The organism is Sphingopyxis sp. LC363, assembly GCF_000756385.1.
Lineage (GTDB): Bacteria > Pseudomonadota > Alphaproteobacteria > Sphingomonadales > Sphingomonadaceae > Sphingopyxis.
In genome coordinates this window covers 65,517-86,866 of record NZ_JNFC01000003.1, presented here as the reverse complement: position 1 = coordinate 86,866, position 21,350 = coordinate 65,517, and the positions used below count along the sequence as shown (strand labels likewise).

Annotated in this window: 20 protein-coding genes; 16 read left to right on the top strand and 4 right to left on the bottom strand. The window is 66.7% G+C overall.

From position 1 onward, the window contains the following. The first annotated feature begins 52 nt into the window (after nt 1–52). The 3 genes from FG95_RS02270 (at nt 53) to FG95_RS02260 (ending at nt 1,087) form a co-directional block, all read left to right on the top strand. Nucleotides 53–376 carry an ArsR/SmtB family transcription factor gene (locus FG95_RS02270; protein ID WP_037553646.1) on the top strand — a complete coding sequence of 108 codons (324 nt, stop codon included), beginning with the start codon at nt 53–55 and terminating at the stop codon, nt 374–376. After that, nucleotides 373–795 (top strand): SRPBCC family protein, encoded by a 423-nt coding sequence (locus FG95_RS02265; RefSeq protein WP_037553645.1) that lies wholly within the window; start codon nt 373–375, stop codon nt 793–795. Before FG95_RS02270 ends, FG95_RS02265 begins: the two co-directional genes overlap by 4 nt. Before the next feature lie 73 nt (nt 796–868). Then, nucleotides 869–1,087, top strand: coding sequence for a membrane protein (locus FG95_RS02260; RefSeq protein WP_037553644.1), 219 nt, complete (start codon nt 869–871; stop codon nt 1,085–1,087). A 42-nt stretch (nt 1,088–1,129) separates the two neighbouring features. Here the strand turns inward: FG95_RS02260 and FG95_RS02255 are convergent, their stop codons facing one another. Then, nucleotides 1,130–2,053: a crotonase/enoyl-CoA hydratase family protein gene (locus FG95_RS02255; RefSeq protein ID WP_037553643.1), complete on the bottom strand. Its 924-nt coding sequence runs from the start codon at nt 2,051–2,053 to the stop codon at nt 1,130–1,132. A gap of 277 nt (nt 2,054–2,330) precedes the next feature. On the opposite strand from FG95_RS02255, the gene purC reads away from it, so the two are divergent. Next, on the top strand, nt 2,331–3,110 hold the full coding sequence (gene purC / locus FG95_RS02250) for a phosphoribosylaminoimidazolesuccinocarboxamide synthase (protein ID WP_037553641.1): 780 nt from the start codon (nt 2,331–2,333) through the stop codon (nt 3,108–3,110). A gap of 90 nt (nt 3,111–3,200) precedes the next feature. Here purC and FG95_RS02245 read toward each other — a convergent pair whose 3' ends face one another. Further along, nucleotides 3,201–5,189, bottom strand: coding sequence for a lipoxygenase family protein (locus tag FG95_RS02245; RefSeq protein WP_052182006.1), 1,989 nt, complete (start codon nt 5,187–5,189; stop codon nt 3,201–3,203). A 171-nt stretch (nt 5,190–5,360) separates the two neighbouring features. Here FG95_RS02245 and FG95_RS02240 point away from each other — a divergent pair, with 171 nt between their 5' ends. The 3 genes from FG95_RS02240 to FG95_RS02230 all read left to right on the top strand — a co-directional run bounded on the left by FG95_RS02240 (nt 5,361) and on the right by FG95_RS02230 (nt 10,257). Beyond that, entirely contained in the window at nt 5,361–6,506 is a 1,146-nt protein-coding gene (locus FG95_RS02240) for a GGDEF domain-containing protein (protein WP_235211426.1), read from the top strand. 43 nt (nt 6,507–6,549) lie between these two features. Then, nucleotides 6,550–9,444, top strand: coding sequence for a M16 family metallopeptidase (locus tag FG95_RS02235; RefSeq protein WP_037553640.1), 2,895 nt, complete (start codon nt 6,550–6,552; stop codon nt 9,442–9,444). Nucleotides 9,445–9,684: 240 nt separating this feature from the next. Next, nucleotides 9,685–10,257 carry a superoxide dismutase family protein gene (locus FG95_RS02230; RefSeq protein ID WP_052182005.1) on the top strand — a complete coding sequence of 191 codons (573 nt, stop codon included), beginning with the start codon at nt 9,685–9,687 and terminating at the stop codon, nt 10,255–10,257. Between the two features lie 36 nt (nt 10,258–10,293). Here FG95_RS02230 and FG95_RS02225 read toward each other — a convergent pair whose 3' ends face one another. After that, the gene (locus tag FG95_RS02225; RefSeq protein WP_037553639.1) at nt 10,294–11,892 is read right to left on the bottom strand and encodes a spinster family MFS transporter; all 1,599 of its coding nucleotides are present in this window, start codon (nt 11,890–11,892) and stop codon (nt 10,294–10,296) included. A gap of 106 nt (nt 11,893–11,998) precedes the next feature. On the opposite strand from FG95_RS02225, the gene FG95_RS02220 reads away from it, so the two are divergent. Beyond that, nucleotides 11,999–12,487, top strand: a complete 489-nt coding sequence (locus FG95_RS02220; RefSeq protein ID WP_037553638.1) for an arsenate reductase/protein-tyrosine-phosphatase family protein — start codon at nt 11,999–12,001, stop codon at nt 12,485–12,487. Here the strand turns inward: FG95_RS02220 and thpR are convergent. After that, nucleotides 12,397–13,011: an RNA 2',3'-cyclic phosphodiesterase gene (gene thpR / locus FG95_RS02215; protein ID WP_037553698.1), complete on the bottom strand. Its 615-nt coding sequence runs from the start codon at nt 13,009–13,011 to the stop codon at nt 12,397–12,399. The genes FG95_RS02220 and thpR overlap by 91 nt on opposite strands. 166 nt (nt 13,012–13,177) lie before the next feature. Between thpR and FG95_RS02210 the strand changes: the two genes are divergently transcribed. The 8 genes from FG95_RS02210 (at nt 13,178) to FG95_RS02175 (ending at nt 21,346) form a co-directional block, all read left to right on the top strand. After that, nucleotides 13,178–13,906 (top strand): Bax inhibitor-1/YccA family protein, encoded by a 729-nt coding sequence (locus FG95_RS02210; protein WP_037553637.1) that lies wholly within the window; start codon nt 13,178–13,180, stop codon nt 13,904–13,906. A gap of 210 nt (nt 13,907–14,116) precedes the next feature. Continuing rightward, nucleotides 14,117–14,491 (top strand): BlaI/MecI/CopY family transcriptional regulator, encoded by a 375-nt coding sequence (locus FG95_RS02205; protein WP_037553635.1) that lies wholly within the window; start codon nt 14,117–14,119, stop codon nt 14,489–14,491. Then, complete coding sequence (locus FG95_RS02200) at nt 14,491–16,215, top strand: M56 family metallopeptidase (protein ID WP_037553634.1); 1,725 nt, start codon at nt 14,491–14,493, stop codon at nt 16,213–16,215. Before FG95_RS02205 ends, FG95_RS02200 begins: the two co-directional genes overlap by 1 nt. Before the next feature lie 114 nt (nt 16,216–16,329). Continuing rightward, nucleotides 16,330–17,076: a hypothetical protein gene (locus FG95_RS02195; protein WP_152567555.1), complete on the top strand. Its 747-nt coding sequence runs from the start codon at nt 16,330–16,332 to the stop codon at nt 17,074–17,076. Beyond that, nucleotides 17,076–19,169 (top strand): TonB-dependent receptor plug domain-containing protein, encoded by a 2,094-nt coding sequence (locus FG95_RS02190; RefSeq protein WP_037553632.1) that lies wholly within the window; start codon nt 17,076–17,078, stop codon nt 19,167–19,169. The genes FG95_RS02195 and FG95_RS02190 overlap by 1 nt, the downstream gene beginning before the upstream one ends. 17 nt (nt 19,170–19,186) lie before the next feature. Next, a complete protein-coding gene (locus FG95_RS02185; RefSeq protein ID WP_037553631.1) occupies nt 19,187–19,564 on the top strand; it encodes a reverse transcriptase-like protein in 378 nt (125 codons plus the stop codon). A gap of 81 nt (nt 19,565–19,645) precedes the next feature. Then, nucleotides 19,646–20,134: a hypothetical protein gene (locus FG95_RS02180; protein WP_037553629.1), complete on the top strand. Its 489-nt coding sequence runs from the start codon at nt 19,646–19,648 to the stop codon at nt 20,132–20,134. A gap of 171 nt (nt 20,135–20,305) precedes the next feature. Continuing rightward, nucleotides 20,306–21,346, top strand: coding sequence for a rod shape-determining protein (locus FG95_RS02175; protein ID WP_037553627.1), 1,041 nt, complete (start codon nt 20,306–20,308; stop codon nt 21,344–21,346). Nucleotides 21,347–21,350 lie beyond the last annotated feature (4 nt).

Below are 21,350 nucleotides of genomic sequence, written 5' to 3'. Positions count from 1 at the left end.
ATTCATAACTCGATGGTTATGAGAAATCCATAGCCACGGAGTTATGGATTAAATGACGTCGTCTCCCGACCTGCTGTTCAGAGCGCTCGCCGACCCGACGCGCCGCGCGCTGTTCGAGCGGCTTTGTCTCGAAGGCGAGCAGACGGTCGGCGCGCTCACCGCCGAAGCCGGAATTTCGCAGCCCGCGGTGTCTAAACACCTCGGCGTGCTCAAACAGGCGGGGCTCGTGCACGATCGGCACGAAGGCCGCCAGACGCATTACAGCGCGCAGCAACGCGCGCTCGCGCCGCTGGTCGACTGGACCGGGCGCATGACCCGCTTCTGGGAAGCGCGGTTCGACGATCTCGAAGATTTGCTGAAAAGGATGGATCAATGACCGATAGCGACGTGCGGTGCGTGACCGTGGAGCGCGAGATTTCGCACCCGCCCGAAAAAATCTGGCGCGCGCTGACGACGCGGCATCTGATCGAGGAATGGCTGATGAAGAACGACTTCGGCCTCGACCTCGGTCATCGTTTCCAGCTGCGCGGCGACTGGGGGCATGTAGATTGCGAGATCCTTGATGTCGATCCGGGGCGGAGCCTTTCCTACACTTGGAATCACGCGCACGACGACCCGGCCTACCGGCTCGACAGCAAAGTCATCTTCACGCTCGAACCCACCGCCGCCGGCACCTTGCTGCGCATGGAACAGGTCGGCTTCCGTCCCGACCAGAAGCAGGCCTTCGGCGGTGCCAAGGGCGGCTGGAAGATCCACCTCGAAAATCTCGAGAAGGTCGTAGCGACGCTCGACTGAGCCGTCGTGACATTCTTCTTGCGTCATCCCGGCCTTCGCCGGGATGACGGATTGAAACCAAGGGGAGAGAGTAATGAACTGGAGCCCGTGGATCCGGCAGTTTCACCGCTGGGTATCGATTCTTTTCACCGCGATCGTCATTGCCATCTTCGCAATGCTTGGCGCGGGACAGCAGCCGGCCGAGTGGGTCTATTATCTGCCGCTGCCGCCGCTCTTCCTGCTGATGGTCTCGGGCCTCTACATGTTCTTCCGGCCGTATTTCAGGAAACGCGGCGGCGCGACCATCACCTGAAGCGTCATCCCGGCGAAGGCCGGGATAACGCAGGGGGATAGGTCAGCTGTACGGCGGCGCGTCCTCGAACTCGTCGAAGCTGGGATAGTCGTTCGCGACGCTCGCGGTGAAATTGGGCGCGCGCTTTTCGAGGAAGCTCGTCACGCCCTCGGCGGCGTCGGGGCTGCGGCCGCGCGAAAAGATCACGCGGCTGTCCCAGCGGTGCGCGCTCATCGGGTGCGGCGCACCCAGCATCCGCCATAGCATGTGGCGCGTCAGCGCGACTGACACCGGGGCGCTGTCGACGGTCATCTCGCGCGCCTTGGCGATCGCGGCGTCGATGAGGTCGCCGGGCGCGTGGACCGACTGGACGAGGCCTTTTTCCTTCGCTTCGGCGGCCGAAATCAGGCGCCCCGAATAGCAAAGGTCGACCGCGTTCGCGATCCCGACGAGGCGCGGCAGGAACCAGCTCGACGCCGCCTCGGGCACGATTCCGCGCCGTGCGAAGACAAAGCCGTAGCGCGCGGTGTCGCTCGCGAGTCGCGCATCCATCGGCAGCGTCATCGTCGCGCCGATGCCGACCGCGGCGCCGTTGATCGCGCCGAGCACGGGCTTTTTCGCCTCGAAGATACGCATCGACACGCGCCCGCCGCCATCGCGGATCAGCGGGTGCGACCAGTTTATCGTGCCGTCCTCGGCGACGGGGCTCGCGGACATGCCCTCGGGCAGCATCGCCAGCTTGTCGCTGCGCTTGTCATAATCGAAGGTCGCGGCGCCGCCGCCGAGGTCGGCGCCCGCGCAATAGGCCTTGTCGCCATGCCCGGTGAAGATCACCGCGCGCACGCCGTCGTCGGCGTCGCACTCGTCGAGCGCGGCGATGATCTCCAGCATCATCTCGCCGGTAAAGGCGTTCATCCGGTCGGGCCGGTACAGCGTCAGCAGCGCGATGCCTTCGTGGCGGTCGAGGCGAATCTGGTCGAAGCTCATCCATCTCTCTCCTTGGCTTTATGGTCATGGTTGCAAGCGCGGAGGGTGATGGCAAGCACTTTACGTAAACGTAAATCAATCGTCGCCCCCGCGAAGGCGGGGGCCGCTGGCAACCTTGCGCGAGGCCGATTGCGGCCCCCGCCTTCGCGGGGGCGACGTGAATGATGACGCGCCCTCGCTTTGTCGCTATAGGCGCCCCAACCGCCCCGGCGTCGCGCTCGCATTTGAGTCGCTTTGCCGGGGCCATTCATTTGGTTCCGACAGAAAGTTGACCGCCATGGCCCGTCGCCGCCAGATCTACGAAGGCAAAGCCAAGATCCTCTACGAAGGCCCCGAACCGGGCACGCTCATCCAATATTTCAAGGACGACGCGACCGCGTTCAACGCGCAAAAGCGCGGCACGATCAACGGCAAGGGCGTGCTCAACAACCGGATTTCGGAGCATGTCTTCACGCTGCTCGGTAACATCGGCGTGCCGACGCACTTCATCCGCCGCCTCAACATGCGTGAACAGCTGATCCGTCAGGTCGAGATCGTGCCGATCGAGGTGATCGTGCGCAACGTCGCCGCGGGCACGCTGTCGAAGCGGCTCGGGATCGAGGAGGGGACGCAGCTTCCCCGCACCCTGATCGAATATTGCTACAAGGACGACGCGCTCGGCGATCCGCTCGTCGCCGAGGAGCATATCGCCTGCTTCAACTGGTGCAGCCAGGACGAGCTTCACGACATTCAGGACATGGCGATCCGCATCAACGACTTCATGAGCGGCATGTTCGCCGCGGTCGGCATACGCCTCGTCGACTTCAAGCTCGAGTTCGGGCGTCTTTACGAAGGCGATTTCAGCCGCATCATCCTCGCCGACGAGATCAGCCCCGATGGTTGTCGTCTGTGGGACATGACGACGAACGAAAAGCTCGACAAGGACCGCTTCCGCCGCGACCTCGGCGGCGAGGTCGAGGCCTATCAGGAAGTCGCGCGCCGGCTGGGCCTGATGCCCGAGGGCGGCGAAAATGCTGTGCTCGACCTCGAGAGCCACCGCAAGAAAAAGGGCAGCTGACCAGATCGTCGCCCCCGCGAAGGCGGGGGCCGCTATTGGTGTAGCGCAAGGTTGCCAGCGGCCCCGCCTTCGCGGGGGCGACCGGTTCGATCAGATATTGATGCTCGTCGGGATCAGGCTCGGCTGCAGATAGGGATAGGGCTGCATCCGCTGCGCATTGCGCGCCACGATTTCCGCCTCGACACCCTGCAGCGCCGCCTGGAACCAGGCGAGGGGACCTTCGGCGCCCGTCACCCGCGGGTCCTGAAACCATAGCGGATAGGGAAAGGCGTTGCTGCGATAATCGCCGAGCGGGCGGTAATGCACCGAGCCCAGCAGCTCGAGCACATTCAATTGCTCGAGCGCGAGCGCCATCGGCGGCATCATTGCGAGCCAGCCCGCCTTGTCATGCCCGCGCTGGCCGTTCGGCGCCGCCTGCCAGCCCGCGCCGGTCACCGCGGGCGCAAAAGCCATAATGTCCTTCTGTGGGAAATTGACCGCGGCATGCTGCGCGCTCGCGGTGAACATCACCATCGCGCACACTTCGGCCAGCTGCGCACGCGTCGCGATCGCGCCGAAACCCTTGATCTTCGCCTCGCCCGCAAGGCACGCCGCCCATGCGGCAAGCTCGGTGTCGGCGACGACGTCGGCGTCATGCGCATAATAAAGATCGACATATTGGCGCGCCCATTCGTGGATCGCATCCCACACGAGCAGCGCATCGTCGCGATAGGGATAGTCTGCGAGCGCCGAATCGACACCGACGCCGCGCGCGGCGAAATCGGCGTGCGGCATCTTGCCATAGAAATCGAACGCGAGCCGCGCGTCGACCGCGGCGAGCTGGCTCGATACGATCGTGCCCGCGAAAATATGGTCGATCGGGCCGTTCGCGGCGATCAGCGAGGTCGCCGCCGCTTCGTTGATGAAGAGCGTGCCCTCAAAATGCGGGACGAGCAGCGCCCAGACCGGGTGCACTTCGGCCAGATGGCGATGCGTCGCGACCGCGAACGCCTCGATCACCAGATGCGTGCGCGCGAGATGGGTGAACAGCTCGTGATAATTGCCATCGGCGACCTCGACGACGAACTTCGCCATTTCCCAGCCCCAAAGCTTGTCGGCGGCGGGCGAGGGGGTGAAGATCGGCCATTCGGCAGGATCCTGTCCGCACTGGATCGCGACGGGCACCAGCGACGATCCGCCCGGCGGCACCGCGAACAGCGCCATCGGCTGCCAGGCATATTTGGCGAGGGTGCCGTAAGTTCCGGGGTCGAGCACCTCGAGCGGCTTGTAGTCGAGCAGGAACAGCCGCCCGTCGGCGAGCGCGGCCGCCAGCGTGTCGCCGTTCACCGCCGCGGCATATCGGGCGGCGCTCAGCGGGAAGTTGGCGGGCAGGGCGCCCTCGACCGCGGCGATCAGCATGCAGTTCGGCCCCTGCACGCGCAGCCGCGCGAACTCGTCATCGCTCTCGAACATATAGGAGACCCCCGGGACGGGCAGCGTCGCGAACAGCGCGCGATACGCCTCGACGCTCCGCACCGTCTTGCTGCCGAGGCCGAGCGCTTCGTCGACCTTCATCAATTCCTCGAGCCGCTCCTTATAGCCCTTGAGCAACGCCACATGCGCATCGCGCTCGGCTACGGCGACGGCATTTTCGACGTCGCCGATCATCCGTTCGAAGATGTTGCCGCCGCTGTGCACGCCATGCTCGGCCGCGATCTTGGCGGTCGAGGCTTCGATCGCGTTGCATTCGGCGAGCGCGGCCTCGTAATCGGCGCGCGGGCTATCGAGCTCGCCCTTATCGACCCCGCCAAGCTTCACCGCCAGCGCGTTGCGCACGATGTCCAGCCCGACGCCGATCAGGATCACGAGCCACGCGATCGTCGGCTCGTCATTCTTCGGCACGTTGGTCGCGAGCGGCACGCCGGGCAGCGTCGGGATGTCGGTGGTCCATGTATAGACGGCCTGCGTCGCGACGAGCTGCGCCGCGCGCGCCGCCTGTTCTGCGGGCGTGTCGTCCTGCGGCAGCGTGGGCGCCGCGGACGGCATCGCCGCCGCCGGCGCGGCGGTGGAGGGGGCAAGCGGCGGCATCGGATAAGACATGGCGTGGCTCCTGTCGGGCGCGAAACTTGTAGGGCATTATTGGACCGCGCATATCGGCGAACATGGTTAATATTTCGCAAGCCATCCGACCCCGATAGGTCCTTAGAGCCGTGATAAGACGGACTTTCATTCCTTAACCCCTGCTTTACCCGGCCTTGCTATCCCGCCCCCATGACGGGGGTCTATCACACGCTGCAGGCGCGCTTCTTTCCGCCGATTCCGGATGCGATTCGGGACGATGTCGCGGTGCTGCGCGCCAATCGCGTCGAGACGCTGACGCCGATGCTGTTCCTGATGCTCGCGGCGACGACGCCGACCGCCATCTACGCCGGGGTCGATACCGTGCATCCGGTGATCCGCATCGGTTTTCCGGTCACCCTCGCCATCGTCGGCGTGCTCGGCTTCCTTTTCCTGCGCCACAATCGCGGCCGCCGGATGAGCCCGCGCCGGGCGCGGCGCGTCATCCGCGAAGCGAGCTGGGTGTCGGGCATCACCGGCGCGATGTGCAGCCTGTGGACGGTGACCAACTGGCTCGCCGCGCCGCCCGAGGCGCACAGCTATTATGCGATGATCATGGCGATGGGGTCGCTCGCGACCGCTTACTGCCTGTCGTCGATCCGCTTCGCGACCTTCCTCAACCTCGGCGTCGGGCTCGCGCCGGTGTCGGCGCTGATGCTGACCTCGGGCAATCCGCCCGAAATCGCGGCGGGCACCAGCCTCGTCATCGCGACGCTGTTCCTGCTGCGCATGGTCGTCCAGCAGCACGGGCAGGTGATCGACCTGCTCGAACTGCAGCGCCAGATGCGCGAGCTCGCCCACACCGACCCGCTCACCGGCCTCGCCAACCGCCGCGAATTCGACCTCAGGCTCGACGAGGAGATCGCCAGGGCCGACGGCGCCGGCCGGTTCGCGATCGCGCTGCTCGACCTCAACGGGTTCAAGCCGATCAACGACCGGCACGGCCACGCGATCGGCGACGGCGTGCTTTGCGAGCTCGCCGACCGCCTGCGCCGCGCCTGCGGAAACCACGCGATCGTCGCGCGTCAGGGCGGCGACGAATTCGCCATCCTCGTGCCTGCGGGCTCGCCGCTGCTGGGCACCGCGCTCGCCGACCATATCCTCGCCGCCTTGGCGGCGCCCTACCGCATCGACGGGCGTTCGATCGGTGTCGGGGCGGGCATCGGCACCGCCTATTGGCCCGAACATGGCGACAGCGCCCGCCAATTGCTCGAAGTCGCCGACCGCGCGCTCTATGCCGCCAAGGCCGCCAGTCGCCCCCCGACGTCGTCTGTCGAAAGCGTCGGCCGGGTCGCATGACGACGGCTTGACCGCCCGCCGGGCGGCCTCCACATCGAGGGTCATGACCAAAAACCTCGTTCGGCGCGCCGCAACCGCGCTGTCGCCCCTCGTCCTCCTCATCGCCAGCACCGCGCCCGCTTACGCCAGGGAAACGCCCGCGAAAGCGGCGGCGCCCGCGGCGGTCGATCCGCAGGACGCGGCGGCAAAGGCATGGAATTTCGCCGCCAGCGACATCCCGGTCGACCCGAACATCCTTTTCGGCGTGCTCCCCAACGGGATGAAATATGCGCTGCTCAAAAACAGCACGCCCAAGGACAGCGTCGTGCTCCGCATGCGCTTCGACGTCGGAAGCTTCGCTGAAGCCGACGATCAGCGCGGGCTCGCCCATTTCCTCGAACATATGGCGTTCAACGGATCGACCAATGTGCCCGAGGGCGAGATGATCAAGCTGCTCGAACGCAAGGGGCTGGCGTTCGGCGCCGACACCAACGCCTCGACCGGCTTCGACGAAACGGTCTACAAGCTCGACCTGCCCAACGCCTCGGACGATCTGATCGACACGGGGCTGATGCTGATGCGCGAGACCGCGAGCGAGCTGACGATCGATCCCGCCGCGGTCGACCGCGAGCGCGGCATCATCCTCTCCGAACGCCGCGCGCGCGACACCTATCAGCTGCGCAGCCTGATCGACCAGCTCGACTTCCAGATGCAGGGAATGACGGTCGCGAGCCGCATCCCCGTCGGCACCGAACAGGTGATCCGCACCGCGCCCGCGGCGCGCATCCGCGATCTTTACGACCGCTATTACCGGCCCGAGCGCGCGACGCTCGTGATGGTCGGCGATTTCGATCCCGCGGCGGTCGAGGCGAAGATCAAGGCGCGCTTTGCCGACTGGCAGGGGCGCGGCCCCGCGGGCGCCGATCCCGATATCGGCGATGTCAATTACAGCCGCGCCGCCGCCGCCGACGATTTCGTCGACCCCGCGATCCAGGATTCGGTGACGATCGCGCGCTTCAAGCGGTGGACCCTCGAACCCGACACCAAGGCGAAACGCGCGCGCAAACTCGCCGAGGATGTCGGCGAGGCGATCGTCAGCCGCCGGCTCGCGAAGATCGCGCTGAAGGAAGATTCGCCGATCCTCACCGGCTATTTCAGCGACGCCGAGGGCTGGAAGATTTTCGATCAGGTCACCGTCGGCGCGGTCGCCAAGGAAGGCGCGTGGAAAGAGGCGCTCGCGCTCGTCGAGCAGGAACAGCGCCGCGCCGTCGAGCATGGCTTCACCCAGGCCGAGGTCGACGAGCAGTTCGCGATCCGCCGCACCGCATTCCGCAATGCCGTCGCGGGCGTGACGACGCGGCGCAGCGAGACGCTCGCCGACGCGCTGGTCGCGGCGGCCGAGGGCGATTTCGTCTTCACGCGCCCCGAAACTTCGCAGGCGCTGTTCGAAGCGGCGGCGGCGCCGCTCGATGCCGCCGCGGTCACCGCCGCCTTTCGGGCGCGCATGGAGGGGCTCAGCCCGCCGCTCGCGCGCGTGACGACGAAGGTCCCGGTCGAGGGCGGCACCGCCGCGATCCTCGCCGGCCTGCAGGCTTCGGCCGAGGTCGCGGTCGCGCCGCCGTCCGAGGCCGCGAATGCCGCCTTCGCCTATGACGATTTCGGCACGCCCGGAAAAATCGTCAGCGACGAACGCGTCGAGGATCTCAATATCCGTCGCATCCGCTTTGCCAACAATGTGATGCTCAACATCAAGACGACCGATTTCCAGAAGGACAAGGTCATGCTGTCGCTGCGCGTCGACGGCGGCAACCTGCTCGCGACGAAGGGCGATCCGACGAAGGTGTCGCTCGCGGGGTCGCTGATGCTCGGCGGGCTCGAGGCGCACAGCTATGACGAGCTGCGCTCGATCCTCGCGGGCAAGACGATCAGCCCGGTCTTCGGCAACGCCACCGATAGCTTCGGTGGCAGCGCGGTGACCTCGCCCGAGGATTTCGCGCTGCAGGCGAAGCTGATGGCCGCCTATATCACGCACCCCGGCTATCGCGCCGACGGGCTCGCGCTGATCCGCCGCGTGCTGCCGCAGCAATATGCCGCGAACGATGCGACCCCGGCGGCGGTGATCGGCCGCGACGCGGGCGGCATCCTCGCCAATGACGACCCGCGATCGCAGACCCCGCCGCTCGCCAAGGTGATGGCGCTCGACTGGGCGCAGCTCAAACCCGTGGTCGCCGACAGCTTCGCGCATGGCGCGATCGAAATCGGCGTCGTCGGCGACATCGGCGAACAGGCGGCGATCGACGCGATCGCGGCGACCTTCGGCGCCTTGCCCGAACGGCGCGCCGCCTTCGACCCCCGGGCCGAGGCGCGCGTCCGCCAATATGCGACCGACCGCAGCGAACGCACGCTGATCCACAAGGGGCCGGCCGAACAGGCCGAACTGCGCGTCTATTGGCCCGCGCGCGACGACAGCGACCTTGCCGAGGCGATGCGACTCAACCTGCTCGCGCGCGTGATGCAGCTCAAGCTCACCGAGGAACTGCGCGAGCGGCTCGGCGAAAGCTACAGCCCCGGCGCGGCGGCGAGCCTGTCGGACGAATTTCCGGGCTACGGCCACCTCTTCGCCGCGAGCAATGTCGATTATCAGGATCTCGTGACGACGCGCGCCGCGATCTTCGCGATCGCGAGGGAACTGCGCGATCAGCCCGTCGACGCCGACCTGCTCGACCGCGCGCGGCGGCCGCTGGTCGAGGCGATGGTCAAGGCGCGGCGCGAGAACAGCTATTGGCTGAACTATGTCGCCGAGGCCGCGACCCACGCCGACCGCCTCGACCGCAGCCGCAACGGGATCGGCGAGGTCGAGGCGGCGACGCCCGCCGAGCTTCAGGCGCTGGCGAAACGCTACCTCGTCGACGACAAGGCGCTGGTGATCAGGGCGGTGAGCGACAAGGCGGGAAGCTGAGCGGCCGGTTTCGGCCGATTATTGCCGTCTCTCCTCCCGCTTGCGGGAGGGGATGACTGAAACCCACCCCAAAGCCGCCGTTACAGCATATCGGCGCCAGCCAATCGGCACCGCCGATACTGCCCTGTCTCCCAAACCCGACTATCCCCTTGGAACGGACAACAAATACGGGCATCGTCGGCGAACGGGTCGAAACGCGCCGGCGCGCGATTCCGATGGTCAAGACAGGGGAGCAGCAAGATGACGACGCGTTCGCACCATAAGCATTTCATCGCCGGGGGCCTTGCTCTTGCCGGGGCGCTGGCGCTTGCCGGGTGCGCCGGGATGGGCGGGAAGGCGACGAGCACACTACCGCCCGCCGACGCCTATGCCCAGCTCACCGATTCGAGGGGTGCCGACCGCGGCCGCGCCGACATTTACCGCGACGGCAGCGGCCTGCGCGTCGAACTCGTCGCGCGCGGCTTCGGCCCCGGCACCTATGGCATGCACGTCCACGCGGTCGGCCAGTGCACGCCGCCCGACTTCGCGAGCGCGGGCCCGCACTGGAACCCGACCGGCGCGCAGCACGGCCGCGAAAACCCGATGGGCGCGCACCATGGCGACCTTCCCAATCTCGTCGTCGAACCCGACCAGATCGGCCGTGCGACCTTGCGTCTCGTCGGCTCGCGCTTCGAGGGCGACGGCGGGCTGCTCGACGCCGACGGCGCCGCCTTCGTCATCCACGCCGGGCCCGACGATTACAAGACCGACCCCAGCGGCAACAGCGGCGGCCGCGTCGCCTGCGGCGTGATCGTTCGCGGCGACAGCGAGTAACGCCGCCGCCCGCGCGCCGGCTCTAGGTTCCTGACCCTAGGCTGGCGCGCCCGCCGCGGCCGCGCGCTCGGCGATCGTCGCTTCGGCCTCCGGCACCGCGCGATAGGCATAGAGCAGTAGCGCGACCGCGATCGGCGCGACGCCGATCAGCGACAGGATGCCGGTGCGCAGGTCGCCGACGGGCTTGCCGTCGACGACCGTGCCCGCGAGGTCCGAAATCTGCCCGACCAGATAGGGACCGAACGACAGCCCGACCAGCGTGGTGCCGAGGAAGAAGGCGGCGGTCGCCGTGCCGCGCATCCGCGGCAATACCAGGTCCTGCGTCGTCGCCGCCGCCGCGCCCAGCGCCGCCGCGCCGAACATGCCGGCGAGGAAGTTCATCACATAGAAAAGCGTGCCGTTCGCGGTGGTATAGCCGATCCAGATCGGGGCGATCGGCGCGATCACGCCGAACAGGATCATCAGGATGCGCCCGGCGGGGTTGCGCGCGCGCAGCGCGTCGGCGATGCGGCCGCCGATGATCACCCCGACGAAGCCCGCGAGCGCGCCATTGGCGCCGAGGATGAAGGCGAGTTCCTGCTTGGGCAGCCCGAGGACGATTTCGGCATAGGGCGCCGACCAGAAGGCGAGCCCGTACGCGGCGAGCGCAACGAGGCCATAGCCCAGCGTCGTGCAGAGGAACGCCGGGGTCCCCCAGATCAGCCGGAAGGTCGCGGGGTCGTGCGCGCGCAGCGTGCAGGCCCAGGAAAAGACCGCATAATAGCCGAGCGCGACCGCCGACCATTGCGGGAAATTGCCGGTCAGCTCGATCATCCACCACGCGAAAGCGGCGATGGCGGCGGCGAAGCCGAGGTTGATCGCCAACGCTGCCGGACCGCGCTTCCACGCTCCCCAGAGCGTCAGCGGCGGCACGATCATCGCCAGATCCTTGCCGAACTCGCGGAAGGGCGCCGGCGAACTCGGGCTCGGGGTCCCGTCCATCGCGCCGCGCACGGGCTCGCGGAGGCTCGCGACCCACAGCGCGAGTAGCAGCCCGGGAATGCCGACCGCGAGAAAGGCCGCCTGCCAGCCGACGAGCCCCAGCGGACCGCCGGCGGGATAGGCGTTGTTCCACGCCTCGACGATCAGCGCGCCGATGAACAGCGACACGCCGCCGCCCAGATAAAGCCCCGACGAATAGATGGCGAGCGCGGTCGCCTTTTGCCGTTTCGGGAAATAGTCGGAGATCAGCGAATAGGCGGTCGGGCTCGCGGTCGCCTCGCCGACCCCGACGCCCATGCGCGCGAGCGTCAGCGTGAACTGGTTATAGGCGAGGCCCGAAAAGGCGGTCATCGCCGACCATAAGGTCAGCCCGATCGACAGCAGTTTCACGCGGTTCCAATTGTCGGCGAGGCGGCCGAGCGGAATGCCGAACAGCGCGTAGAAGACCGCGAAGGCCGCGCCGCCGAGGAAGCCCATGTCGCCGTCGGACAGGCCGAGGTCGGCCTTGATGTCGACCGCGAGGATGCTGATGATCTGCCGGTCGATGAAATTGAGGATATAGACGACGACGAGCACCGACAGGACGTACCAGCTGTAACCGGTGGCTTTCGGCTCTGTCGCCACCGGCGCACCGCGCGTGTCATCTTCGGCCATTGGCAACCCTCTCCCTCATTCCTTATCGTTGCGGCCCATGGCTAGCAGAGCCGGACGCGGGCGCAAGTTGAAAGTCGGTTCAACTTTATACGGAGGCAAATCGAATATGCGTGAAGATGGTGAAATTGCGAAACCCGCGATCCTCTTCCTCTGCCTCGGCAACATCTGCCGCTCGCCGCTCGCCGAAGGCGCGGCACGCGCCGCCTTCGCGCGCGCCGGCATCGACGCCAAGCTCGATTCGGCGGGCACCGGAGACTGGCACGTCGGCCACGCCCCCGACCGCCGCGCGCAGGCCGAGGCTCGCCGCCGCGGCATCGACATTCCGGCGCTGCGCGCGCGCCAATTGTCGCCCGACGATTTTTACGATTTCGACCTGATCCTCGCTGCCGACGAAACGAACCTGCGCGATGCGCGGGCGATCCGCCCCGCCGGTGCGACGGCGGACCTCATGCTGATGCTCGACCTCCTCCCCGGCCGCAAAGGGCAGGGCGTGACCGACCCCTATTATGGCAAGGACGACGGCTTCGCGTCGACGTGGGACGACGTCGAAGCGATCGCGTCGGCGCTTGTCGCCGAATTTTCGGCCAAGGGGTAACGCGCCACCGGATGGTAGCGCGAGCCGCCATGTCCCATCTCGCTTTCATAGAGCGTGACATGGCCGAATTCGAACGGCGGGCTCGCAAGGTCGCTGTTGAGCGCAAGAAAGGGTGCGACCGGTCCCGATCCGCGGTTCAGCCGCGCCAGTGTGATGTGCGGCAAGAAGGCGCGCGTTTCGGGTGCGACCCCGACGCGCGCGAGCAATTGGTCGACCTTGCGGTGCAGCGCGCCAAGCGGCTCGTGCGGCTCGACTCCCGCCCACAGCATATGCGGCCGCCCCTGCCGTTCGAACAGGTCGACGCCGGCGATCCGCGCCGTGACGGCGGGCGCGTAAATTGCGCCGAGCGCCGCCGCGATATCTTCTGCGCGGTGGCGATCGACCTCGCCGATGAAGCGCAGGGTCAGGTGAAGTTGCTCCTCGCTTTGCCAGCGCGCGCCCGAGACGCCGTGCATCGCGGAAATCAGCATTTCGCGGATGGCGCGCGGCGGGCGCAGCGCGACGAACAGGCGGTGCGTGGACATGCCGGTGAGCATAAGCGGCGATGTTCCGCGCCGCGACCCCTGTTTGCACACGGGACAATAATATTGCTGGAATATTGCTGATGTCCGGTTTCGCTTGAAACGCGCGGGCAAACCCCCGATATTGTCGATACGGCCGGTATGGGCTGGCCAGTTATGGAGATGAAAAATGGCGAATTGGAACGACCCCAATATGGCGGCTTCCGGTTTCGGCGCCGGCGCGAACGCAATGGACCAGGCCGTCGATGCCGGTCTGCGGTCGTACATGCTGTCGGTTTACAATTATATGGGCTCTGGCGTGCTGCTGACCGGCATCGTCGCAATGCTTGCGTTCAACAGCGGCTTTACCGCCTCGATGATCGGCAGCCCGCTGATGTGGGTGGTGATGCTCGCGCCGCTGGCCTTCGTGCTGGTGCTGAGCTTTGGCATCAACAAGCTCTCGACCGGCGCCGCACAGGCGCTGTTCTGGGTCTATGCCGCGGTGATGGGTCTGTCGATGTCGACGATCTTCCTCGCCTTTACCGCGACCTCGATCGCGACGACCTTCTTCGCGACCGCGGCGGCCTTCCTCGGTCTCAGCCTCTACGGCTATACGACCAAGAAGGATCTGTCGGGCTTCGGCACCTTCCTGATCATGGGCGTCGTCGGCATCCTCGTCGCGATGCTGATCAACATGTTCGTGCAGTCGAGCGCGCTCAGCCTCGCGATCAGCGTCATCGGCGTGCTGCTCTTCGCGGGCCTCACCGCCTATGACACGCAGAAGATCAAGAGCATGTATTTCTATGTCCGCGGGACCGACTTCGTCGGCAAGTCGGTGGTGATGGGCGCGCTGACGCTCTACCTCGACTTCGTCAACATGTTCACCTTCCTGCTCAACCTGCTCGGCAGCCGCGAATAAGCGGACCGGACACGGACGACATCAACGAGCCCGGCGGAGCGATCCGCCGGGCTCTTTCTTTTTGGGGGAGCGCGCGGGCGTGTCGTTATGCCTGCGCCCCCGCCCGCGACAATCGTTCGACGAACGATGTGTATTATTCGAATAAAACCCCTTGCCAAGCACGCGCTACAAATGTAGCACGCTACAAATGTAGCGCATGAGGTGATTCGAATGCTGTCCAGTCTGCCCCCGCGGGAACGCGAAATCGTCGACATATTGTACGAGCGCGGCGCGTCTACGGTCACCGAGATCGGCGACGCGCTCGCCGACCCGCTGTCGGGTTCGGCGATCCGCGCGATGCTGAAGCGGCTCGAGACCAAAGGCTTCGTCGCACGCGAAGGGTCGGAGCGCGGCTTTGTCTATGCGCCGAGCGTGTCGGACAAGACCGCGCGCAAGTCGGCGCTGAGCCAGGTCGTGCGCGTCTTCTTCAACGGATCGGCGACGAGCGCCGCGGCAGCGCTGCTCGGGATGCAGGACGAGATGACGGGCGACGAACTCGACGAGCTCGAAAAGATGATCGCCAAGGCACGCGAAGGGAGAGGGTGATGCTGACCACCGCCATGTTGCTGGGCCTCGCCTGGAAATCCGCCGTCATTGCGGCACTGACGCTGGCGTTGCTCCGCCTCGCGCGGGCGCGTTCGGCGGGCGAGCGGTCGATGATCGCGCATGCAGGGCTTGCCGCGCTGCTCGCGCTGCCCGCCGCGATCCTGCTGTTGCCGCAATGGGCGCCGCTTCCCGCGAACTGGTTCGCGGCGCCAGCCTCGCTCGCCCTCGAAACACAGGCAACCGGGGGGTCGGCGGTCGATCCGGCCGTCGCCACGGCCCCGGTCCCTGTCGTGGTGGATGGGGCCGGATCGACGCCGATCGTTGTCGACTGGAGCGACCTTGCCCCCTTTCTCTATCTTGTCCCGCTCGTCCTGCTGTGCGGAGTGATGGCGCTGGCGGTCGTGCGGCTGTTCGCGATGCGCGGGCGCGCCGAAATATTGGTCGAACGTTCGTGGCTATCGGCGCTCGCCGAGGCGCAGCGGCGCATGGGGTTCAAGCATGGCACCGCGCTTTTGGTGAGCAAGGAGCTGCGTTCGCCGATCAGCTGGGGCGTGCTGCGCCCGACGATCGTGCTGAGCCCGAAGGCCGTCGCGGCTTCGGGTGAAGCCGAGGCGATCATCGCGCATGAACTGGCGCATGTCGCGCGGCTCGACTGGGCGAAATTGCTCGGTGCGCGGGTCGCCTGCGCGGTCTTCTGGTTCAATCCTCTGGTGTGGGTGCTGGCGCGTGAAAGCCATCAATTGCGCGAGGAAGCGGCCGACGACGCGGTGCTGATGGCAGACATCGACGGCCCCGACTATGCGACGCTGCTGGTCGGCGCGGCGCGCCACGACAATCAGGGCGCGCTGCTCGCCGCGCACGGCGTCGCGCCGGGCAAGGACAGCCTGAAACGCCGCATCACCCGCGTGCTCGACGGCAGCCTGCGGCGCGGCCCGGCGAGCGCAAGCTGGATGCTGATGAGCCTCGTGCTGCTCGCCGGCGTCACCGCGCCGCTCGCCGCCTTTTCGGCGACGGCGAAGCCCGAGGCGGCGGCGGAAGTCCACACTGTCGCCGCCTCCACCACAACAAAGGCAAGCGTGACGTCGCGGGCGGCTGCGGTTGCAAGCAACGCTGAGGTCGATGGGGCCGCGACAGCCACGTCGAAGCCACTGACCGCCGAACAGCTCGTCGGGATGCGCGCGGTCGGCGTGACCCCCGAATATGTCGAGAAACTGCGCGAGAATGGCGGGTCGATGGATGCCGACGACATCATCTCGGCCAAGGCAAGCGGGATCGATCCCGCCTATATCCGGCAGATGCGCGCCATCATCCCCGGCGCCGGGTTTGACGATCTGGTGGGCGCACGCCACGTCGGCATCGATGCGGCCTTCGCCCGCGACATGCGCTCGCATTTCCCGGATGTGGGTATCGACGATCTGATTGCGCTGAAGGCAATGGGGGTCGACTGCGATTTCGTCACCGAGATGCAGCGGTCGGGTGTCAGGATGCGCGACGCCGACGATGCGATCGAATTGCGAGCGATCGGCGCATTCCGGCCCGCGGCGAAATCGCGCTCCCCCGCGAAGTCGCGGCCGGTCACGAAGGCGGTGCGCGGCGGCGATGTCGCGATCCTCGACATGGAACGCGGCGTGATCGAGGCGCGCCGCGCCGATGGCCGCACCGCCCGGATTGAAATACCGGCGACCCCCGAGCCGCCGGCGCCGCCGAGGGCGCCCGACGACTGACGCCCGGACGTTCATCCGGACGCACCGACGATTGATCGAAACCTTGTTTGAAAAACGCCGCTGCGGCGGCGAGCGATGGCGCTCGCCTGGCGCACGGAGGGAGGAGTGCACCATATGAAGGCCCTGTTTTTTGCTGGCGGCACCGCGCTGCTGTCGATCCTCGCCTGTTCGGCGCCGACCGCCGCCGCCGATCCGCTGGTGCTGACCGACGTGCGCTGGATCGCCGAGCCCGCGAGCGGGAAGAAGAGCGCGCCGCGCATCCGCATCCAGCACCGGCAGTCGAGCAGCGATCAGAGTTTCGACGGATCGCGCCGTTACTTCGCGGGTGCCGAAGCGGCGCTGCGCCGCAAGACACCCGGACCCGTCAGCTTTCAGATCGCGCACGACGCGGGCACGCTGTCGTGCACCGGCACACTGACAGGAGCCTTCGAAGGGCAAGGCGCGTGCCGCTTTACCTCCGCTCCCTCGTTCGAAAGGGCGCTCGGCGAGCGCGGCCTCGCGCCCGACCAGCGTTCGTCGCTGCTCGCGATGCTTCTCGTCGACGCGTCGATCGAGCTGGCCGACGGGCTGACGCGCGAGGGGGTGCGGCCCAAGGATGCCGACGACCTGATCGCCGCCGCCGCGCTCGAGGTGCGGCCCGAATATGTGCGCGACCTGAAGTCCGAGGCGCTCGTGTTGACCGACGTCGAGGATGCGATCGCCTGCAAGGCGCTCGGCGTCGACGGCGCCTATGTGCGCGGGCTCGCCGCTGCGGGATACCGGAAATTGAGCGCCGACGAGGTCGTCGGCATGAAGGCGATGGGCGTGACGGGCGAATATGCGCAGGCGATGAACCGCGCGGCGGGGGGAAAAGCCAAGTGATGCGATGGACCAGCTTCGCGGCGATCGCCACCGCGCTTTCCAACCCGGCGCTCGCGCAGGGAACGCCCGTGCCGAGCGGCGATACGCCGCCGCCCGCCGCGACCGAGGTCGCACCCACCGCGACCACCCCGGCGCGGCAGGTCTATACTCCCGCCGACTTCGCGCGCTACGCGCCCGTCAACGCCTATGACATGCTGATCCAGGTGCCGGGGTTCCAGATCCGCGACAGCGAGGAGCTGCGCGGGCTGGGGCAGGCGACGGGCAATGTGCTGTTCAACGGCAAGCGGCCGTCGAACAAGGCCGACGACATGTATACGCAGCTGTCGCGTATCCCCGGCGGCAATGTCGAGCGGATCGAGATCGTCGACGGCGCGACGCTCGACATCCCCGGACTGTCGGGACAGGTCGCCAATATCGTCTATCGCGCCGACGGCATTTCGGGGCAATTTTCGTGGAAGCCGCAGTTCCGGCCGCATTACACCGACCCGCTGTTCACGCGCGCCGACGTGTCGGTGCGCGGGCGGTCGGGCGAGATCGAATATGAGGCCTCGCTCAACAACGACGATTCGGCGCGCAGCGGCGCGGGCGGCCCGACTTTGATCTATGACGGCGCGGGCAATATCATCGAACGGCGCAAGGACATCTGGCACACCCATTTTGACACGCCGAAGCTGTCGGGGCGCATCACATGGGATCCGGCGGGCGACACCGTCGCCAATCTTGGCGGCCATTATCAGCGCAAATACGACCGCTATTACGAGGATGGCGTGCGCACCGGTCCCGGGCTGCCCGACCGCATCCGCACCGTGCGCGAAAAGGCCGACAGCTGGAATTACGAGATCGGCGGCGATTATCAGTTCGGGCTCGGGCCGGGGAAGTTGAAACTGATCGGGCTGAGGCGCTTCAGCCACGAACCCTATTCACAGGAAATCGTGACAACGCCCGACGGCGGCATCGCGACGGGCGACCGCTTCATGCAGACCGGCGACCTTGGCGAGACGATCGGGCGCGGCGAATATCAGTGGAAGATGTTCGGCGGCGACTGGCAACTGTCGGGCGAGGCGGCGTTCAACACGCTCGACAATGTCGCGTCGCTCGCGGTGCTGGGTCCCTCGGGCGACTTCGTCGACATTCCGTTCGAAGGCGGCACCGGCGGGGTGAGCGAGGATCGCTACGAAGGGCTTTTGAGCTTCGGGCGCAAGCTCACCGACAAGCTCAATTTCCAGATCATCGCGGGCGCCGAGCATTCGACGATCACCCAGACGGGCGTGAATGGCCTCACGCGCAGCTTCTTCCGGCCCAAGGGGTCGATTTCGCTCGCTTGGGCGCCATCGGCCGATTTCGACATATCGGTGAAGCTCCGGCGGCGGGTGCTACAGCTCTCCTTCTATGATTTTCTCGCGCGCGCCTTCCTCAACGACGGCAACCAGAATGCGAGCAACAACGACCTGCGTCCCCAGCAGGACTGGACCTATGAGGGCGAGATCAACAAAAAGCTGGGCCCTTGGGGGTCGACCAAGCTGATCTTCATCTACCGCGACGTCGAGGATCGCGTCGACGTGATCCCGATCGGCGAGACGGGTGAGGCGGTCGGCAATATCGCGAAGGCCAAGGCGGGTGCGATCGACTGGACATCGACGATCAATCTCGACCCGGCGGGGCTGAAGGGGGTGCGGCTCAACACGCGTCTGCTGCTGCAGAAAAGCTCGCTGCGCGATCCCTTCACCGGCGAGAAGCGGCAGTGGAGCGGTTTCACCGACACCGTAGTCGAGCTGGGCCTGCGCCACGATATTCCCGCGAGCGACTGGGCGTGGGGCGGCGACCTGGAATATTCGCATTACCAGCCCAATTACCGCCGCAACCAGACCGACAAGGTCTGGGAAGGGCCCATATGGGCGTCGCTGTTCGTCGAGAACAAGGACGTGTTCGGCCTCACCGTTCGCGCCCAGATCTCCAACATGGTGAACGCCCGGTCGAAACGCGACCGCATCGTCTATACCGGCGTGCGCGGCGGCAGCCCGGTTTCCTTCATCGAGCAGCGCGACCGGCTGATCGGGCCGATCTTCGTCTTTTCGGTGCGCGGGACATTCTGACGCGATAGGAACTCCCGGTGACGAAGCGACGCATCAAAATCTATTTCGACGGCGGATGCCGGCCCAATCCGGGAAAGATGGAAACCGCCGTGGTGACCGGCGGCGCGGCCGTCGTCGTGCGCGACGCGGGGATCGGCAGCAGCCAGGATGCCGAATGGCTCGCGTTGATCGCGGCGCTGCGGCTTGCGCGCGACCTGGGGCTGGCGAATTTCATCCTGCTCGGCGACGCGGCGGGGGGGGGGGCGCAGGCGAACGGCACGGTGCGCGCCCGGGGCGAAGCGGCGGAGCATCTCGCCCATTTTCGTGCGCTCGCCGGCGACGGGCCGGCGCCCGCCGTGCGCCATATCAAGCGGACGCAGAATCTGGCGGGGATCGCGCTGGCGCGCGGACGATAGCGCCGAAAGGCTGTCAAAAAGCCTCACCAGTTGTTAAGTGCTGGCCGCCCATCTTGACGGATCCAGCGAAAGACCAGCGCGTTGAAGCCGACCTATCCCTTACCCGTCCACCACAGTTGGCCGCTCTACGAGCGAGCGCGCTTTTTCGAACTGGGGCAGCTGCACCGGTGCGAGACGCTCGACCCGATTCCCGACGTCGTCGATGTCGCAGCGCGGCTGGGACCGGGGCGCATCGGGATCGGGCACTGGGAATGCGACCTCACCGACAACAACCGGTTGAGCTGGTCGGACGAGGTCTATGATATCTTCGGTATTCCGCGCGGCGCGGCGATCGCGCGCGAAGAGGCGGCAGCACTGTATGCCGAGGGATCGCGCGCGGCGATGGAGAAATTGCGCGCTTATGCGATCCGCCACCGGCGCGGCTTCACGCTCGACGTTGAAATTTGCCCTGCGCAGGCGCCGCGCCGCTGGATGCGGCTGATTGCGGCGCCGGTGTGCGAGGGCGATCGGATCGTGAAACTGCAGGGCCTCAAATTGCGCCTTCCGGGCTCGGCTGACCCCGAATTTTGAACCGTTCGATCAACCGAACCTGAGAAACAACCGTTCTGGCAGTATTGGCGGCGGCTTTCGTTGACGCGTCGGCGGGTTCGACGCAGTCGATCATGAGACCAGACGTTGTGGGCGCCGAAGGGCCGGCACGCCTGATCCTTCCGTTCATTCCCGAAGGCATTTGCCCCGCATATGAAGTTTTTTAATCGGTTTGCGTCGGCCGCGCACAATATGGCCATCGACCTGGGTACCGTGAATACCGTCGTCTATGTGCGCGACAAGGGCATCGTCCTCAACGAACCGTCGGTCGTTGCGCTCGAAACGCGCGACGGCATCCGCCGGGTCAAGGTCGTCGGCAACGAAGCCAAGCCGATGATGGGCAAGACCCCCGACAATATCCAGGCGATCCGCCCGCTGCGCGACGGCGTCATCGCCGACATCGACGTCGCCGAACAGATGCTCAAGCATTTCATGGACAAGGCGCAGGGCGGGCCGAGCCGTTTCGTCCAGCGCAGCCATGTCGTGATCTGCGTGCCGTCGGGGTCGACGATGGTCGAGCGCCGCGCGATCCGCGACGCGGCGAGCAATGCGGGCGCGGCATCGGTCCAGCTTATCGAGGAATCGCTTGCCGCCGCGATCGGTGCCGGCTTGCAGGTCGCCGAGCCCAGAGGGGCCATGGTCGTCGACATCGGCGGTGGTACGACCGAGGTCGCGATATTGTCGCTGAGTGGCATCGCCTACAGCAATTCGGTGCGCGTCGGCGGCGACAAGATGGACGACATGATTTCGTCGTTCATCCGCCGCAAACACAACCTCATGGTCGGCGAAATGACCGCCGAGCGCGTCAAGCTCACGATCGGCTGCGCGACCCCGCCGACGGGCGACGGCATGGTCATGGGGGTCAAGGGCCGAGATCTGGTGACCGGACGCCCGGCCGAGGTGCGGGTGACCGAGGCCGAGGTCGCCGAGGCGCTCGCCGAACCGGTCGGGCAGATCGTCGGCGCGGTGCGCGCGGCGCTCGAACAGACGCCGCCCGAACTGTCGGCCGACATCATCGACGAAGGCATCACGCTGACCGGTGGCGGCGCGCTGCTGCGCCGCATGGACGAAGCGATCGCGCGCGCCACCGGGCTGCCCGTCGTGGTCGCCGACGACGCGCTGATCTGCGTCGCGATGGGCGCGGGGCGCGCGTTCGAGGACCGCACCTATCATGGCGTGCTGATTGCCGCCTGACGCG